The organism is Acinetobacter sp. LipI_19 (assembly GCF_058242925.1).
Window position 1 is genome coordinate 1,086,425 of record NZ_JBZAYK010000001.1, and the last position, 18,326, is coordinate 1,104,750.

Consider the following 18,326-nt stretch of genomic DNA (forward strand, 5'->3'; position numbering starts at 1 on the left):
TTTACACATGCTATTTATAAAAACATGTATTTATGCTCAAAAGATATCATTGAGCTTGGATCGGATCTTCGCTCGGAGCAGCTTGACTAGGTTGCTCCATTGCTGGTTGTTCAGCTTGAGATGCCTCATTTGTTGCTGGTACATCTGCACTCGCTGGAGCAGATTGTTCTACAGCTGGGCGGTTTTCAATGGCCGGTTCAGGCGCTGCTGCAGCGGCAGTCGGGTTGCCACCTGCAGGTGCAGGGAAGCTAAATTGTAATTTACCATTTTCATTTGGTTCACAAGTACCATTAAAAGTTACCCCTTTATTGGCATAGGTCACCCAGTCTCCTTGTTTTTTCTTGGCACATACCTGAATTTGCTTTTTCACTTCAGCTTTGCTGGTGTTTTCATCAGCAGCATGGGCAAAACTAAATGCAACACAACTGAGTAAAGATGCTGTAATTACTTTAGACATGGTATTTTTCATCATGATATTCCTTATATATAAAGTCTCGAAAAAAATAATTTGTCCGTGTAATATCTATCGTATCGTGAGTTTTTGATAAGTTAAATTCTATTTGTAGGGCAGTCATGAAACGAAGTGTCAATTTATGTTGCCTATGTATAAGAGATGTTTAATCGTTCATATGCATGATTGAGGGGAATAATATTTGTAAAACTGCCTAAAACTAGAAGTAAAAATTTGCTATAATTTTCTGTCATTCTTTTATCTCTCATTAATCACTATGCATTATCCTAAAGTTTACGATGTCATTGTTATCGGTGGCGGTCACGCAGGTACGGAAGCGGCACTCGCTGCAGCGCGTATGGGTCGACAGACTCTGCTTTTGACTCATAACATTGAGACTTTAGGGCAGATGAGCTGTAACCCAGCCATTGGTGGTATTGGTAAATCTCACCTTGTCCGTGAAATTGATGCTTTAGGCGGTGCAATGGCATTGGCGGCGGATAAGGGCGGTATTCAATTTCGTATTTTGAACTCGCGTAAAGGCGCAGCTGTACGTGCAACCCGTGCACAAGCTGACCGTATCCGCTATAAAGCTGCGATTCGTCATACACTGGAAAATCAAGCGAATTTAGATATTTTTCAACAATCTGCAGATGACTTAATTGTTGAAGGCGATACAGTTAAAGGTGTAGTGACCCAGATGGGTATTCGCTTTGATGCGAAAACTGTGGTGTTAACCACAGGCACATTCTTAGGTGGCGTGATTCATGTTGGTCTAAATAATTCGTCAGGTGGTCGAGCTGGCGATCCGCCATCAATTTCCTTAGCGGCTCGTTTACGTGAATTAAATCTACCAGTAGGTCGTTTAAAAACAGGGACTCCACCACGTATTGATGCGCGTTCTGTCGATTTTTCTGTAATGATTCCGCAACCGGGTGATTTCCCATCACCGACCATGTCATTTATGGGGGATGCTTCGATGCATCCAGAGCAAGTAAATTGCTATATCACACATACCAATGCGCGTACTCATGAGGTTATTCGGGGTGGTTTAGATCGTTCGCCAATGTATACCGGCGTGATTGAAGGTGTAGGTCCACGTTATTGCCCATCGATTGAAGATAAAATTCATAAATTTGCGGATAAAGATTCGCATCAGGTATTCCTTGAGCCAGAAGGGCTGGATACTCACGAGCTTTATCCAAATGGTATTTCAACATCTTTACCATTTGATGTGCAGTTTGAGTTGGTGCGCTCAATCCGGGGTATGGAGAATGCACACATTCTTCGTCCTGGCTATGCGATCGAATATGATTATTTCAATCCACAGTCTTTGAAATTCTCACTTGAAACCAAATCGATTAATAACTTGTATTTTGCAGGTCAAATTAACGGTACAACAGGTTATGAAGAAGCTGGTGCACAAGGTTTATTGGCGGGCTTAAATGCTGCACGTCGTGCATGGGATCAAGAGCAATGGACGCCTAAACGTGATGAAGCGTATATGGGTGTTCTTGTTGATGACTTGATTACCTTAGGGACCAAAGAACCGTATCGTATGTTTACTTCTCGTGCGGAATATCGTTTGATGCTTCGTGAAGATAATGCTGATCAACGTTTAACAGCAATTGGCCGTGAAATGGGCTTGGTTGATGATGAGCGTTGGGCTTCTTATTGTGAAAAAATGGAAGCAGTTGAAAAAGAAACAGGTCGTTTACAACACCTTTGGGCTGCACCAAACAATCCAATGGGGAAAAGATTCGTTGAGTTGACCGGCGCTGATCTTTCTAAAGAATGTTCTGCGATCGATTTACTAAAACGTCCAAACATCAACTTTTCACAAATTGCTGAATTAACTGCTTCTGAAGTATCTGCATTTGTAGGTGAGCAGATTGAAATTGCTGTGAAATACGAAGGTTATATTAACCGTCAGCAAGAAGATGTTGCACAAATGAAGCGTTTGGAAGATACCAAAATTCCTGCTGATTTTGATTATGATATCGTTTCAGGGCTTTCTCGTGAAATCACGATGAAATTGAAAAATGTATTACCTGAAACATTGGCACAAGCCAGCCGTATTCCAGGTGTAACACCTGCTGCTGTTCAATTGGTGATGATTACAATTCGTAAAAATAACCAAGCGAGAAAATCAGCTTAAGGTGGTGAATTGTAAAAAACCCGCTATATGCGGGTTTTTTATTGTCTCGAGCTTATCTTCGTTAGGGCACAATTTGTGATTTATCTTTAAAGGCATATTTTAAATACACAGATCCAATCTAACTTTATAAAAATAAATCCTAAACAGAATTGATGAAAAACAAAGCTGTTTTAATTATTTTTCAGTTTGCAAAATCATCGCTATAGTCAACTTACATTCAAACAAGAGGTGAACGCCATGACAATGAAATCAATCCGCTACAATAGTGCTGAACTTGCGTGCTGTAACATGTGATGTTTAACATACTCCAATAAATCCCATGTCTTGTGGACATGTAAAAATGTGACATGGGTTTAATATCTGCGCAAAAACAATAAAATTTAAAAATAACAATCAAAACAATAAATCAAAGAGCCGAAAGGCTCTTTTTATTTTAATTATATTGGCTTAGGCGAAGTTGTTAGATTATTCAATTTCATGTACAGCATTGAACACTTCAACAGGCTCAATTCGGACTATCTTTTTACCAAAACTTCTTAACCACCATACCAGTTGTGAGGTAAAAGGAACCACAGCACTGACTTGATACAGTTCTTCGTTCAGTTGTTCCACTTTTTGTTCTTTACTGAGTTGGCTTTCCGTGAAGTACTGTGCATCATCTTCGTGCATGACTAATTTTAATTCAACATTTTTAGTTGGCCGAGAAAAGTCGACTCTAAAGCCTAGCGCACCAGAATCGATATATTCATCGATATCGAATTTGACAGGGTGTAAAGCACGTAAATCTAAAACAGTTGCAGATCTAAAGCGATGTAATGCAAAGGTCTGAACTTCTGTCTTGTCATGACGCGTACAAATCAAATAAATAATTGCACCTTTTTGAACCAAACCTAAAGGATTCAGAATATAAGTTTTCTCTTCACCTTGATAACCACGTGCGCGGTAGACACATTCAATTTGTTTATCTTGTAGCAGTCCTTCATAAATGGCTTGCTGTGCATGTCTTTCCACCAAAGGTGGGATCACTGGTTGGCTTGCAGGCACAATTCGAACTCGGTTAATCCATTGTCGAACATTGTTCTGCGTAGAAAGACTACGCCGTGCCAAATCGAACCAAGGGTTCATTTCATCAATTAAACTTGGAGGTAGCAGGTGTTTTAAATGTTCTTCAACCATCATAAACGTGACTGCTTGCGAGCTGGTCATATGCGGCAGACTTTGGATCGGGGCATCTGAACGCCAACGCCAGCCTTGTGGTACTGTTTTGTTACTCTCGATAGGAAAGCGTTGAGCAATCTGATTTAGATCACGCTGAATCGTACGTAAGCTGATTTCGATCCCTTCACGTTCTAAAACTTCTTGTAATTCACGTGTACCCATCCACTTCCCTGTAGAGAGTCGGGACAGGATTTGCCACTGGCGATAGAGGCTATTGGAAGTTTCTTTTTCTTGTGCAGACATGGTTTGGTATCAATGGAATCGTGAATGTTTAAGGGAAATAAATCAGCTACACAATAGAAAATTAAAACTGATTCTGCAAGTTATATCCTGTGAGTAGTTGCTTAGGTGTTGAAAATATTAGCTAAAAAATTTTGAAACAAGTTCGATCAAAACTCACATTGAGTGCTATGGCAAACAATGAATTAATAAAATTGAGCCAAAAAGATTTAATTGTACAGCGAAGAATACTGAATACGGCGATTTAATAATATTTTGGCATCGATATTGCATTATTAAAGAAGCCATTAGATAAGATAAAAAGAGGTTTGTATGCTAAAAGAAAACATGGATACAAATTCAAGCAATGAGAATTATGCAGATCGCTTCGCTTTGCCAGTTGCTGAGGCAGAAGTAAAAACTGAAATGACGAATCAACAACAGATAGGAAATATTCAACAGGCCATTCATCTAAATATCGATGCACAACAAGCCTCACATCATTTACTTAAACAGATGAATTCGGTTTTTTTTAATGAAATGACAGACGATCACGTTCTTTCTCCTGAAACTGCTGAAAAAATTGAAGATTGGTTATCTCAACACAGTATTTACCAACTTGAAAAACTCAATGAAACAGCTAAAGCGCATTTTTTATATCAAGGAATTACTTTTGCGGTTTATGGTGAAACATCGGGAATTGATCGCACCATACCATTTGACTTAATTCCGCGTGTGATTGCCAAACAACAGTGGAATAAAATTGCAGCAGGCTGTGCGCAGCGTATTCAAGCGTTAAATTTATTTTTAGCTGATATCTATAATCAACAAAATATTTTAAAAGAAGGCTTAATTCCAGCAGTACAAGTACTATCGCATGAAGCTTACCAACCAGTGATGATGAATCATCGTTTGAATGGAAATATTTACAGTCAAATCAGTGGAATCGATATTGTACGGGATTGCAAAGGTGAATTTTTTGTCCTAGAAGATAATCTACGTACGCCTTCAGGTGTGTCATATATGCTTGAAAGCCGTAAGATGAGCGAAAAACTCATGCCTGAATTATGTAATCAACATGTTGCTGATATTGGGCAATATCCGCAATTGTTGCGTGAGATTTTGGCTGAAAACTCAAAGGTAGATTGCCCAATCATCGTGGTTTTAACCCCCGGGCGTTATAACAGTGCGTATTATGAACATTCATTTTTAGCAAGGGAAATGGGTGTTCCATTGGTGACATCGCGTGACCTTTTTGTTGAAAACGACAAGGTTTATGTGAAAACCATCCGTGGTCGTCAGCAGGTTGATGTAATTTATAGACGTTTGGATGATGGTTTTTTAGACCCATTAAGCTTCAGGCCTGATAGTACTTTAGGTGTGGCAGGGTTAATGTCTGCTTATTTAAGTGGAAATGTGGTGATTGCTAATGCTCCTGGTACAGGTGTTGCAGATGATAAGTCGATTTATCCATATGTGGATCAAATGATTGCCTATTATTTAAATGAAAAGCCAATTTTGTCCAATGTACCTACTTATCAATGTCGTGAAGTTGAAGCTTTGGATTATGTTTTGGCAAATTTGGATCAATTGGTGGTAAAAGAGGCTCAAGGTTCAGGTGGTTATGGGATGCTCATCGGTCCTAAAGCAACTGAACAAGAAATTGATTTATTTAAAATGAAGCTAATGGCTTCACCCTCAGCGTATATCGCTCAACCCACCTTAAATTTATCTGTTGCACCAACACTAACTTCCCAAGGAATTGCAGAACGTCATATTGATTTACGACCATTTATTCTCAGCTCACCAGAACGCATAGAAATTGTTCCAGGTGGCTTGACTCGTGTTGCGATGCAACAAGGCTCACTGGTGGTCAACTCATCACAAGGTGGTGGAATCAAGGATACATGGGTAATTGATGAATATTCAATTTAACCCCACCTTCATACCAATCCCAGCCAAAGGAGAGCAAACATGATTTTACTCAGTACTAATGCACAGAATATATTTTGGTTAGGACGCTATTTAACCCGTATTCAATATTTATGTAGTCAATTCCCATTTAAAACCAATGAATTGGCTTTAGACTATGCGCATGCTTTTTGTTTACCTGCATTTGATGCAAGTTCTTTAAATGAATTGATTTTAGACAATAAGCAACCTGCATCATTTCATCAGTATTTTTTATGTGCCAAAAATAATATTCATGATTTACGTGGAGTGATATCAGCACAGTCTTTTGCTGAATTAAATCAGTTATTACAACAAGCAGAGCAAAATGCAGGTTTCATATGTGATGTTTGTGAAGAATGTAATGATGTTTTAGAGGCAGAAGATGATGAATTGTTATTTCTATTTTTTAGTTTAGGGCAAAAGATGGAACAATTTGATCGTCAATTACGCTTTAATCAAGATAAATCAGTCACCTTGACACAATTAAACCATTTAATTGATCGTTTAGACCAGCATGGTATGTGTAGTTTGCCTGAGGTTTGGCAAGAGCTAAAAAATCAACCTGACCGAATGAATTATTATCATTTTAGTGATCATATTGACTCGTTATTTGAATTGGATCGCTTATGAAGTTAATGATTAATCACCAAACCCATTATCAGTATTCTGAATGGGCAAAAAATAGTATTCAGTATATCAAGATGACGCCACAGTCTAATTTGCATCAACAAGTGACAGGTTGGCATGTCAGCGTCCCCGGTGAAAAACAAATCAAAAAAGACGCCTTTGATAATGTTTGGTTGACCAGTTCACAAATTGAACCTTATCAACAAATGTCCATTATGGCCCAAGGGATTGTTGACATTAATGTAGATAATCAATTTGGTATAGAAGATAAAGTATCACCTGTGGTTTTTTTACAACCAACCTCTACAACATTGTGCAATACTGAAATGATAGCTTTTGCAGAACACTATATAACGCATAAGCGATGGATAGATTTCCAAAAATTAGCAGAAGCATTGTTGCAACATATGCCTTATATCAGTGCAAGTACGACAGTAACCCACACTGCAATGGAGTCTTTTTCAGCACAACAAGGAGTATGTCAAGATCATAGTCACGTCTTAATTGCGATGGCGAAAGCCTTGGGGGTACCAGCTCGCTATGTCTCTGGTTATTTATATGTAAATAATCAATCGCATTTGGCGAGTCATGCATGGACTGAAGTGTTTTTAGAGGGCAAATGGCATGTTATTGATGTCAGTAATCAATTGTTTCGACCAGAATCACACGTCTATGTGGCAATTGGAAGGGACTATTGGGATGTTGCACCAGTCCGAGGGGTGAGAGAGCAAGGTGGAACTGAAACCATGTACTCTATTGTTCAAGTACTTGCATGTTAATGGTGGCAGTGGTAAATAGTGTGAATAATTGCAGAATCTGATTACTCTCAAATTTTAGTTGTATAGGTAGTTCCATGACGTATTGCTGTGCTTTAAGACTCAAACAAGGTTTAGTATTTATTAGTGATACGCGAACCAATGCTGGAGTTGATCACATTTCTGTATATCGAAAACTTTATACGTTTGGGGTAAAAGGTGAACGGTTTATATGTATTCAAACTTCAGGCAATCTTGCAACAACACAAGCAGTAATTGGACATTTAGAAAATCATTTGGCACTCAAGCAAGAACCCAACTTGTATAGTGTGAACACAATGTTTGAGGTTGCAGGTTTAGTCGGACAAACTCTGCGTAAAGTTATTGCTGATGTTACTGAGGATACTCAAGAGCAAAGTAACTATTATTGTAGTTTATTGGTTGGTGGTCAGATCCGTGGCGAGGAAATACAGCTTTATAATATTTATCCGCAAGGTAATTTTATTTCTGCAACTAGTGATACGCCTTATTTCCAAATTGGGGAAAGTAAATATGGTAAACCAATTTTAGATCGTGCGTTGAGCTATGATATGCCCTTAGATGAAGCTCTACGTTGTAGTTTAATCTCATTTGATTCGACTTTACGTTCAAATGTATCGGTTGGTATGCCATTAGATGCGATGATTTATCTTAAAGACAGTCTAGAGGTGCCAAAAGGTAAGCGTATTACAGATAGTGATCCTTATTTTCAGCACATCAGTAAACAATGGTCTGAAATGTTAAAGAAAGGTTTGCAAGATTTACCCAAACCGACCCATGATTATTTTGAATAATTTTATGATGTGATTCAAAGCGGGTGTAATCTCGCTTTTTTAACTGTAGAAATAATAAGTAGATCATAAAAAATTAATTTCATAAGTTTCTGTTTTAATATTTTCACTGGATAAATAGAATAAGCTGAAAATATTTTGTGTGTTTTTAATGATGGATGCATATTGAATAAATTTTTAAAATAATAGATGAATTACTGTATAGAGATATTGCAAATATAAATATAGAAAAGTCGATAAGCACTTTAATTATAAAAGTTAAGACTTGTATATTCGTAAATAATTGTTTATAAATAATGAAAGTTAAAAAATAGAAGAATTACATGACTTTTCAATTATGCTATGCAAGTAAAACGACATCACCACCTCATCAAATACTCAATGATTTAAGAGATATTTTAGGTGAAGCGAGAGATTTTAATATACTTCATCAAATTCAAGGCGTCTTATATTTTGCGGATGAACACTTTTTTCAATGCCTAGAAGGCGATGAAATGATTATCTTACACGTGCTTGAAAAATTGTATAAAGATCCAAGACATCATCAAATTAAGTTATTTAGAGCGGGTCACGTTAAGCAGGGGCATTTTTCACAATGGTCTATGAAATACGTTAGACGAAATGGCAAAATTCAACAATACTTTGAGAGTAAGGGTTATAAATACTTTCGCCCATTGAATTTAGATGAGCAGGATATTCCGACATTGCTCAAATTACTCTATGAGATTGAGCAGCCAGAAGAGTTTGTATAAAGTCATAAAATCGATTCAAAAAAATCCAAGCGATGGCTTGGATTTTTATTTTGAATAGAAAATCAGTGCTTAAAGTTTTTTACGGATAGGGCGAGCACTCATACGACAGAGTAACTCATAACCAATCGTACCATTGGCAGCAGCCACATCATCAACCAAACGATCTTTGCCCCACAGTTCAACGACTGTTCCTAGCGGTGCGTCTAAGCCAGTGACATCAATTGCGATCATATCCATTGCTACACGGCCAATGATTGCTGTCATTTGCCCATTGATGCTGACATAATTTTGTCGAGGAAAAGCACGCGGATAACCATCTCCATAGCCTATCGAAACAATGGCAATATCCATATCACTTTTGGCAACAAATGTAGAGCCATAGCCTACAGATTCATCTGCTTTAATATGATTGAGTGCAATGATTTCAGCGGTAAAGCTCATGACAGGTTTGATGTCTAATTCAGCAATGCTTCGATCTGCAAAGGGAGACGCGCCGTAAAGCATGATACCTGGACGTACAAAATCAAAATTCAGTTCAGGCCATTTAAAAATAGCAGCAGAATTGCAGCATGAAGCTAAGATCGGTTCACAAGCAGCTTTTACCTGTAATAATTGATCTTTCTGTTGTTCATTTAACGGGTGATGATCCGCATCTGCATTGGCAAAATGCATAGTCAGCACACAGGTAAAACCTTCTGCTTTGAGTGATTGAATCACTTCAATAATTTCAGCAAACTTAAAACCCAATCGGTTCATACCGCTATTGAGTTTTACCCAAACTTTTAAACTTTTGTCGATATATTGTTTTTTATGTGCACGCAACCAAGCCAATTGTGGCTGATGATGTACAACGACTTCAACATTGTTTTCAACGGCAGTGATCATTTCATCTGCACTGAAAATACCTTCGATGAGAGTAATCGGTTGTTGATAGCCTAATGCTCGAATCTCTAAGGCTTCAGCAAGGCTGGCGACACCAAAGGCATCAGTCGCATTTAAGGCGGCTAAACAGTCCTTGACGCCATGTCCATATGCATTGGCTTTAACCATACTGACAATTTTAGCGCTTGGTGCAAGTTGTTTGACTCGGTTTAAATTATATTGCAGTGCTTCACTGTCAATATAAACTGTTGCTTGACGCACCCTAGTTACTCCTGAGGAATGGCAAAGATTGTATAATGCTAAATCGCATAAATAGAGATAAAAGCCTAACTTTAAAAAAAGTGCAGCTTTAAAACGCTAAATATTGTAGTCCTATCAGCTTTAAATAAACATAAACATTTGTGTTTTGAATGGTTTATTGATTTTGTATCGATAAAATTTTTGCTAAGTGCTTTGCACATAATTTGTAAAGATATAGCTCTTTCTTTTTTAAATAAAATCGTACATTTTATATTTAAATTTAAGGATTTATTTCGGAGGGTGTATGGGAACATGGTCACATGAACCATTTGGAAATGATACTGCAAGTGATTGGGCCTATGAGTTTAAAGAGCATGATGGATATGTTGTCATTGAACAAGCCTTCGATGAAATGATTGATATGGCAACCGAAGAGTTTATCGATGCCGATATTGGTTGTATTGCACATGCTGCGGCAGATGTTTTAGCTAAATCATTTGGTGAAGGGATTGAAGAAAATGAATATTATCCTGAACCTGTAGAAAAATGGCTTGAACAGAATAAAAACAATGTCAATTATGCACTTATTCCAAAAGCATTGACTGCATTATTATTATTGACCAGTGAAAACTCTGAATTGGATGAGCTTTGGCAAGATTCAGATGATTATGATGAATGGACTAAGAATATTGAAACGTTGAGAGAGACTTTAAGTTCTAAGATTTGAAGATTAAAATCTCATCTCTACAGCAGTGTTAAATGATGCTAATTCTATTGATTAATATTATTCTTCATCTTGATATTGCGCATAATACTCAGGCGATAGATTACTAAAGCGCGTGTATTGACCTTCAAAGGCTAAACGCACAGTCCCGATCGGGCCATTACGTTGTTTACCAATGATAATTTCAGCAGTGCCTGCTTCTTTCGACTCTTTGTTATAAACTTCATCACGGTAAATAAACATAATTAAATCGGCATCCTGCTCGATTGCACCTGATTCACGTAAGTCGGACATTACCGGACGTTTATTTGGACGGTTTTCCAGAGAACGGTTAAGCTGTGATAGTGCAATAACAGGGCACATCATTTCCTTGGCAAGGGCTTTTAAGCTTCGTGAAATTTCACCAATCTCACCGACACGGTTATCACCCATGCCTGGCACTTTCATCAATTGTAGATAATCGATCATGATACAACCCAGCTTGCCACCATGTTGTTTGGCAATACGTCGTGCACGTGCTCGAAGTTCCGTTGGTGGCAGTGCAGATGAATCATCAATATAAAGGTGTTTTTCTTGTAGCTGTAAAATGGTTCCTGTGACTTTAGACCATTCATCGCCATCAAGTTTACCTGAACGTAAATGCCCTTGATGGACTTTACCGTATGCTGAAATGAGACGCATGGCGATAGAGTCTGCTGGCATCTCCATAGAGAAAACCAGTGCTGGCAGATCACAGTTAAATAACACACTTTCTACAAGGTTCATGGCAAAGGTTGTTTTACCCATCGACGGACGTGCAGCAACAATGATCATATCACCAGCTTGCATACCAGAGGTTTTATTGTCTAACTCCATAAAACCTGTGGTTAAACCAGTGATATTACCTTCCATTTGAGAAAGTTCATTTAACTTATCAAAAACGTCTGCTACAACTGAGGTAATGGCTTTTGGCCCTTGTGCTTTGGCATTGTTATTATGTTGTTCTGCAATAGAGAAAATATTGGTTTCAGCAAGATCAAGAATTTCACTCACTTCACGACCTTTGGTGTCATAAGCATTTTGCAGGATTTCATTGCCTACTTTAATCATGCTTCTTAAGGTTGAAAATTCTTTGATTTTCCCGGCATAGGTTTCTAAGTTATAGAAACTCGAAGGCGAATCTGACATTAACTGCATTAAATACTCTTCACCGCCAATTGCATCAAGCAAGTTTTGCTTAATCAGCCAATCGTTAACTAAAACTGCATCATACGGAGAATTTTCTTGTGCCAGTTTTTCAATTGCACGGAAGATATATTTGTGACGTGTTGCATAAAAATCAGTTTCATTCAAAGCGTCACTGACTTGTTCAAAAGACTCAGCAACCGTCATCAATGCAGCCAGTACAGCTTGTTCAATTGCCAAGTTATGAGGAGGCGTACGAAACTCTTTTAACTGTGCATTATCTTTATTTTTTGCATCAGTGTTGAAGGGATTCTGTTGAGCTGTGGCAGTTGCCTGAGACATATAAAACCTTGATTTTTAAATCGTGCAAAAACATTATGTACGTGTGTACTGAAGTACTCACTTATCTTAATGCAAAATACTAAAAGTATCTAACAGTAATACCAATAAGTAGGGGAATGAATCAACTAGAAACAATTTCAGCTGATCCGAGGTAAAATTTAAAGATAAAAAAAGAGCATACAAAAGTATGCTCTTTTTTTCTGCAAGAAATTACTCAGATACGATTGTAACGAGAACTTCAGCAGTAACATCATGATGCAATTGGATTGCGATGTTAAATTCGCCAGTGTGACGAAGTGCACCGTTCGGTAAACGAACTTCAGCACGGTCAACAACAAGACCAGCATTTGTTAACGCGTCAGCGATATCACGAGTACCGATTGAACCGAATAATTTACCTTCATCACCAGCTTTCGCGGTGATAACGATATTTACTTCGTTCAATTGGTCAGCACGTGCTTGAGCAGCAGCTAAAACTTCAGCTTCACCTTTCTCAAGTTCTGCACGACGAGCTTCAAAAGCAGCAGTATTCGCTTCAGTCGCTGCAACTGCTTTACCTTGAGGGATAAGGTAGTTACGGCCGTAACCAGCTTTAACTGAAACTTTATCGCCTAATTTACCAAGGTTTTTAATGCGTTGTAATAAAATAATATCCACGGCTCAACCTCACTTATGATTGTCAGTGTAAGGAATCAACGCTAAGTAGCGAGCTTGTTTAATAGCAAGCGCTAATTGACGTTGGTAACGAGCTTTAGTACCTGTAATACGGCTAGGAACAATCTTGCCGTTTTCAGTGATGTACTGTTTTAAAGTGTCGATATCTTTGTAGTCGATGTACGTAACGTTCTCAGCTGTAAAGCGGCAGAACTTGCGACGACGGTAAAAACGTGCCATTGATGTTCTCCTTATGCTTCAACAGAATCTTGAGCTTGTTGTGCTTCTTCACGTTGAGCTTTACGCGCACGTTTTTCTTCAGCACTCTTAGCGAGTAAAGATTCTTCAGTGATGGCGTTTTCACGACGGATAATCACGTTACGAAGGATTGCATCGTTATAACGGAACAATTCTTCTAATTCATTAAGCGTAGTTTGATTACATTCAAGATTCATTAAAATGTAGTGCGCTTTATGGATTTTGTTAATTGGGTAAGCCAATTGGCGGCGGCCCCAATCTTCAAGACGGTGAATTTGACCTTCAGCATCTTTGATGTGAGAAATGTAGCGTTCTACCATTCCCACAACTTGATCGCTTTGGTCTGGGTGTACCAGAATTACGATTTCGTAGTGACGCATTGTCAGCTCCTTACGGTTTATACAGCCCCAACCTTAAAAAGATTGAAGCAAGGAGTCACAATCAGCATAAGCTTTAAACAACAGTTTAAAAGCCAATAGATTGTGCCGCAAAAATTGCGAGGGCTTATTATAGGAAAGTTTGCGCACAAACACAATTTAATATTCAAATATTTATTGGAATAACCACTAAAATTTTACAGATGCGAGATTGAATTTCATCTTGTACCTATTTAGATTGAAAATGAATAAAAGTATGGATAGCTAAAATGACAAACTACAGCGCTGAAAAACTTGAAACCATTGAATCTTATATTGAAAACCCTACACAAAATTTCTACTTTGATGTTTTTGATGGTCGTTATGATATTGTCATGGTGGTGGATTGGAGAGAAGAGGATGATGCAATTATTGGCTATTGTGAAAACATTTTAGAAACTGGACAATTGTCTGCTGAACTTGAAGATGCTGATAATCAACAAGGTTTTAGTATCACAATTCATTATGGTGAAAAATCATTGTTGATTCCTTATCAAGGAAAAGGTGCTGATCGTGATACCACACTACGGGCACTCAATGAAATTTTACAACCTGAGTATGAAATCCGTTTCTGCAAAGCTTCTGATGGTTCCGACACATTAGAATTTATTCCACTTCCGAAAAAATTATGGCATCAACTTGATATGAAATATGCGGGAAAAATGGATGAGTTATTTGCTCGGTTTGAGCATGATTCAGTTTTTTTTGGAAGTTAATTTGGTTAGTCAATTAGAAGTTAAATTACTAAAATAAAAGCATGAATTTATTTATTGTGCAAATATTCGATTTTGATTGATGTAGATGCCATCACATATTTATTGGATTAATTCACGATTATTTTGTCGTAATAAAAATACCACAAAGCCCTTAAAATTTGGGTCAGTATCAAATCTAAGTTGGTGATCCCATTTACCATGTTGTACCAAACCAATTTTATAAGGCAGTTTCAATGTTGAAGCCTTAGTCAAATAAGCCTGATAATTTGGAATAGTGGTAGAGCCTTGATAGGTTTGAATCACCATTTCATCAATATTTTCTCTAAATAGCCTAAGTGTATCTGGATCGCGAAGATTGCCCCAATCCATCAAACTGGTGATGCTAAGTTGATAATGTTGTGGTAACTGCTTTCTAAGCTGTTGTAGAAATAAGCCATACGCTTTTAAATTTTTAGTTGGTACATCAAAGTCAATTTGAATACCTTGAATGTGATTGCCTGCGCTTTCCCATTGTAGGACGCGTTGTAAAATATTTTCTATTTCAGTGCTTTGCCAATTTAAATGATGATTTCGAAAAACCAACCATATTTTCTGATGTGGAATTTTAACCACAGAAATGCCTTGTTGGATCAAGATAGAATGGTTGGAACTTTTCTCTAGCCTAACTTCACCTTGTAAAATATAGATTTCCTTTGCATTACTTAAATAAGGCGTAGACTTGATATTTCCCCAAATCCAAAAGGCATCATAGTCATTTGCATTGACCTGATCGGAGGTTACCGCTGATTGACTCGGTTGACATGCCATTAATCCTAAACAACATTGGATTGTCAGTAGACCCGAGAAAAACTGTTTAAGCATGAATAAGCTACCAATAATATTTTAAAGATTTTGCCCATGTGGTATTTGGATAGTCACGTTTAATTTGTGTGTACCATTGTTTACGTGTGGATTTTGTGGCGTCTTTTCCACCACAGACATTTATACTACTCGGCGAATAACACATAACAGCGCGATAAAGTGCATAAGCTTGTAATTCACTTTTAGAATTTGATTTAATAATTTCTTTATAGACTTCACCACGACTAAAAGTTTCACCTGTAAAGGCATTTTTCGGCTGGTTAAAACTTGGACCATAGTAATAGTCACCATAAAAAATTTCTAAAGCAGTGCCTTGATTACGCATATATTCGCCTAGGCATAAACGATAAGTTAAATTTTTTGGATTTTTTTCTAAACCAGCTGTTAAGGTGCTTAATTTAGGGCATTTGAGCGTTGGTGTAATTTCATGACCATTCCAAACAAAAACTTCGAAGTGGGGTTCTGACTTATAAGCGTTAATTTTGCTGTTATATGCTTTGTATTCTGAGGCATCTTGAGGTAACCATGTGGTAAAGGCTTTATTGAATACCGCATAGTTTTGAGTCATTAAGCTTTTATCTAGTAATGTATATAAAGCCAGATTCTTTTTATCAACTGAACTGTCTTTGGCAATAATGATACTTTGCAAAGCTTTGACATCGGCAATTTGAGTAATGAATGCTTTCTGTAAGGTTGCTTGTTTGATTTTTGAATGATTTCCTAAAAAGGCATTTTGGTTATTGGTGTTTTTATAGTGAATCGCTAGGGCGACTTCTGCCAAAGTTTTTTGATAAGGATTAGCAGAAATTGCGAGTAAATGGTTCCAATATTGTTCAACCAGATTTTTATCACTAATTTTTTCAAGAATGACCCCTTTAAGCGTATATTGGCTGAGTTCTAAATAATTTTGAATAGAATTGGTTTTTTGTTTCGGTAAATAATTTAACGCATCTTGTGGTTTTTTCTGAATAAAATATAAATGAACAGCTTGTAAATAACGGAACAGCTCAGGTTGTTCCTTAAATACAGTTTTTTGTGCATTTAACTCGGACCAACTAATTGGCTGGTACTGCTTAGAATCACTCTGACGCATATGCATCAGATCATAGATAGCTAAAAAGAAAGGATCGTTGAGTGTTTTTGCGTTGAAGTTTTCTAAACCAAATACCTTGCGATCTATTTCGGCTGCCAATGTGGACATATCGAGATTGTAATAATCTGATTTTGGGTGATCCATCTGCCAAATCATCTCTTTGACTAGAGCATCTTGTTGATTAGCAATCCAGTAGCCTCGGCGTAAAAATCCTCTGGCACTGGCTACGTATTGGCCTTTAGGGTAAAGTTTAAAATAATCAGTAATGCGATTGAAAAAAGTTTTAAGAAGTGCTTGATCAACTTTCAGAGTATCTAAATCACCGTAACTTCCTAATGACTGGCTATACAGCTCATTTAATGATGTGCGGATGAGCATGTATTGAGCTGTTTCTTTTAACCAAGGGTCATCAACTTGGCTTAAGGCTGTAAATATTTTAGTTGCTGAGGAATAGTTAGCTTTGTAAAATAAAATAATCCCATTTAAATAAGAAGCATACTGTTGAGCGGGCTGTGTCCATTGTGAATTGACTTGAATCAGTGGAATACTTTGTTGACAATTTTTGATCTGATTTCGTTGTTCTAACAAGCTGCTTTTTTCGTCTTGAGATAGTTTCTTGTGATTTGAAACCTGTTGAAGAAAAACTTCAGCACCAGATTTTAGTGTTATACAGCGTTCATCATAGACGTGATCATTTGCATCGTAAAAAGCACGTTTATTTGGAATCTTATTTTCAGATGCTTGAGTTAAGTCAGTAGGGTAAAAAGGAACTATGCCACTAGAAGTATCCCATAAACTCATTTTATCAACTTCAAATGCTTTGATACTTGCTAAACCTTTGTCACTTAGCAGTAGCATCATGTTGGTTCTATTGTCATTGGCTGGATAGAGTATGGGGAGGTTTAATATACGATATTGATTGTTGTTTAGGTCAAAAGTTGGTGATGCGACTTCTTCTGCAGCGCCCGCAAAACTAGAAGTTGGATAAACAACCAAAGGTAAACCAACAAGAAAGGCATATTGCAGTGTTTTATTTTTAAAAAGCATAAAGTGCCTATCGTTATAATAAAAATTTTAATATTTTAATTTTATTTATGCAGATAAAAAAAAGATAGAGAGAACTCTATCTTTTTTTAAAACAGTGGCAAATGTGGTGCAGGGGAGACATAACTAAAACTAAAGCTCACACTGAGTGCTGTAATTAGAATGACGGAATACAAAAAATATTTTTTTGCCCAGACCTGATCATTTTCAGCTTTAAATCCAATAATCGATAAATATACCCAATAGGCACATAAAGCATTAAAGGTAATAAGGAAAAAGATGTTGGTATAGCCAAAACAATACAATCCATTTAAAACTGCAGCAAACAGAATAACGTATATTAAACTTTCAACTTTTGTGCGAAAAATTGAACGAGCTACAGGTAAAATTGGAATATTTGCATTTTTATAATCATCAAATCGGTAGATTGCAATTCCCCAAGAATGTGGCATTTGCCAAAGTGCGTAAGCTAAAAAAATCAGCAAAGCAGCAACATCAAATCCGTTGGAAACAGCAGTATATCCAATTACAGGAGGGCTTGCGCCTGAAATACTTCCAATCACAGTTTGGTGAATGGTGGTACGTTTACTCCAAAGACTATAAAAAATCACATACACAACAAAGCCGAGTACAGCAAAGCCAAATGCGTAGGCGTTGACAAAAAACCACAACAAAGCAAAGCCAATTAAACCGAGCACAGCTGAAAAAATTAAAGCAACTGTTGGACTGATGGTTTTTTTGACAAGCGCACGATTCATTGTACGTTGCATTTTTTGGTCAATGTCTTGGTCAATGACATTATTCACCACACAGCCAGAGGCAACGACAAGCGTAGTGCCTAGTAATGTGATGAGAAGTAAAAGGAAATCTACAGAACCTTGAGCGGCTAAGAAAAAGCCACCCAAAGTGGTAACGAAGTTACCAAAGAGAATTCCTGGCTTAGTCAGGAATAGATATTTTTTCAACATG

At 37.4% G+C, this 18,326-nt stretch carries 18 protein-coding genes; 8 read left to right on the plus strand and 10 right to left on the minus strand.

Features of this window, described 5'->3' with window-relative positions:
• Positions 1 to 46: 46 nt before the first annotated feature.
• The gene (locus tag AC4CVF_RS05250) at positions 47 to 469 is read right to left on the minus strand and encodes a hypothetical protein (RefSeq protein WP_336954482.1); all 423 of its coding nucleotides are present in this window, start codon (positions 467 to 469) and stop codon (positions 47 to 49) included.
• Positions 470 to 728: 259 nt separating this feature from the next.
• Here AC4CVF_RS05250 and mnmG point away from each other — a divergent pair, with 259 nt between their 5' ends.
• Complete coding sequence (gene mnmG, locus AC4CVF_RS05255) at positions 729 to 2,609, plus strand: tRNA uridine-5-carboxymethylaminomethyl(34) synthesis enzyme MnmG (protein ID WP_490789052.1); 1,881 nt, start codon at positions 729 to 731, stop codon at positions 2,607 to 2,609.
• 465 nt (positions 2,610 to 3,074) lie between these two features.
• On the opposite strand, the gene AC4CVF_RS05260 is transcribed toward mnmG, so the two are convergent.
• On the minus strand, positions 3,075 to 4,070 hold the full coding sequence (locus AC4CVF_RS05260) for a helix-turn-helix transcriptional regulator (protein ID WP_336954453.1): 996 nt from the start codon (positions 4,068 to 4,070) through the stop codon (positions 3,075 to 3,077).
• A gap of 309 nt (positions 4,071 to 4,379) precedes the next feature.
• Here AC4CVF_RS05260 and AC4CVF_RS05265 point away from each other — a divergent pair, with 309 nt between their 5' ends.
• From AC4CVF_RS05265 to AC4CVF_RS05285, 5 genes are all read left to right on the plus strand, one after another.
• Positions 4,380 to 5,981 carry a circularly permuted type 2 ATP-grasp protein gene (locus AC4CVF_RS05265; RefSeq protein ID WP_419327763.1) on the plus strand — a complete coding sequence of 534 codons (1,602 nt, stop codon included), beginning with the start codon at positions 4,380 to 4,382 and terminating at the stop codon, positions 5,979 to 5,981.
• Positions 5,982 to 6,020: 39 nt separating this feature from the next.
• Complete coding sequence (locus AC4CVF_RS05270) at positions 6,021 to 6,629, plus strand: alpha-E domain-containing protein (RefSeq protein ID WP_490789053.1); 609 nt, start codon at positions 6,021 to 6,023, stop codon at positions 6,627 to 6,629.
• Positions 6,626 to 7,405 carry a transglutaminase family protein gene (locus AC4CVF_RS05275; RefSeq protein WP_490789054.1) on the plus strand — a complete coding sequence of 260 codons (780 nt, stop codon included), beginning with the start codon at positions 6,626 to 6,628 and terminating at the stop codon, positions 7,403 to 7,405. Before AC4CVF_RS05270 ends, AC4CVF_RS05275 begins: the two co-directional genes overlap by 4 nt.
• A gap of 74 nt (positions 7,406 to 7,479) precedes the next feature.
• Positions 7,480 to 8,214, plus strand: coding sequence for a proteasome-type protease (locus AC4CVF_RS05280; RefSeq protein WP_336954457.1), 735 nt, complete (start codon positions 7,480 to 7,482; stop codon positions 8,212 to 8,214).
• Between the two features lie 320 nt (positions 8,215 to 8,534).
• A complete protein-coding gene (locus AC4CVF_RS05285) occupies positions 8,535 to 8,963 on the plus strand; it encodes a BLUF domain-containing protein (protein ID WP_419359552.1) in 429 nt (142 codons plus the stop codon).
• Positions 8,964 to 9,032: 69 nt separating this feature from the next.
• On the opposite strand, the gene alr is transcribed toward AC4CVF_RS05285, so the two are convergent.
• Positions 9,033 to 10,106, minus strand: a complete 1,074-nt coding sequence (gene alr / locus AC4CVF_RS05290) for an alanine racemase (RefSeq protein WP_419359554.1) — start codon at positions 10,104 to 10,106, stop codon at positions 9,033 to 9,035.
• Positions 10,107 to 10,389: 283 nt separating this feature from the next.
• Here alr and AC4CVF_RS05295 point away from each other — a divergent pair, with 283 nt between their 5' ends.
• Positions 10,390 to 10,812: a DUF4259 domain-containing protein gene (locus AC4CVF_RS05295; protein ID WP_419359556.1), complete on the plus strand. Its 423-nt coding sequence runs from the start codon at positions 10,390 to 10,392 to the stop codon at positions 10,810 to 10,812.
• A gap of 57 nt (positions 10,813 to 10,869) precedes the next feature.
• Here AC4CVF_RS05295 and dnaB read toward each other — a convergent pair whose 3' ends face one another.
• From dnaB to rpsF, 4 genes are all read right to left on the minus strand, one after another.
• Positions 10,870 to 12,315, minus strand: a complete 1,446-nt coding sequence (dnaB, locus tag AC4CVF_RS05300) for a replicative DNA helicase (RefSeq protein ID WP_419820273.1) — start codon at positions 12,313 to 12,315, stop codon at positions 10,870 to 10,872.
• A 210-nt stretch (positions 12,316 to 12,525) separates the two neighbouring features.
• Entirely contained in the window at positions 12,526 to 12,972 is a 447-nt protein-coding gene (gene rplI, locus AC4CVF_RS05305) for a 50S ribosomal protein L9 (protein WP_004719333.1), read from the minus strand.
• A 9-nt stretch (positions 12,973 to 12,981) separates the two neighbouring features.
• Positions 12,982 to 13,209 carry a 30S ribosomal protein S18 gene (rpsR, locus tag AC4CVF_RS05310; RefSeq protein WP_004719336.1) on the minus strand — a complete coding sequence of 76 codons (228 nt, stop codon included), beginning with the start codon at positions 13,207 to 13,209 and terminating at the stop codon, positions 12,982 to 12,984.
• 11 nt (positions 13,210 to 13,220) lie between these two features.
• Positions 13,221 to 13,607, minus strand: coding sequence for a 30S ribosomal protein S6 (rpsF, locus tag AC4CVF_RS05315; RefSeq protein WP_336954464.1), 387 nt, complete (start codon positions 13,605 to 13,607; stop codon positions 13,221 to 13,223).
• A gap of 266 nt (positions 13,608 to 13,873) precedes the next feature.
• On the opposite strand from rpsF, the gene AC4CVF_RS05320 reads away from it, so the two are divergent.
• Positions 13,874 to 14,359 carry a hypothetical protein gene (locus tag AC4CVF_RS05320; protein WP_336954466.1) on the plus strand — a complete coding sequence of 162 codons (486 nt, stop codon included), beginning with the start codon at positions 13,874 to 13,876 and terminating at the stop codon, positions 14,357 to 14,359.
• Positions 14,360 to 14,458: 99 nt separating this feature from the next.
• Here AC4CVF_RS05320 and AC4CVF_RS05325 read toward each other — a convergent pair whose 3' ends face one another.
• The 3 genes from AC4CVF_RS05325 to cyoE all read right to left on the minus strand — a co-directional run bounded on the left by AC4CVF_RS05325 (position 14,459) and on the right by cyoE (position 18,325).
• Complete coding sequence (locus AC4CVF_RS05325) at positions 14,459 to 15,220, minus strand: DUF3142 domain-containing protein (protein WP_490789055.1); 762 nt, start codon at positions 15,218 to 15,220, stop codon at positions 14,459 to 14,461.
• Positions 15,221 to 15,227: 7 nt separating this feature from the next.
• Entirely contained in the window at positions 15,228 to 17,360 is a 2,133-nt protein-coding gene (locus AC4CVF_RS05330) for a PA5441 family protein (protein WP_490774208.1), read from the minus strand.
• Positions 17,361 to 17,446: 86 nt separating this feature from the next.
• A complete protein-coding gene (cyoE, locus tag AC4CVF_RS05335) occupies positions 17,447 to 18,325 on the minus strand; it encodes a heme o synthase (RefSeq protein ID WP_004719345.1) in 879 nt (292 codons plus the stop codon).
• Position 18,326: the final 1 nt, after the last annotated feature.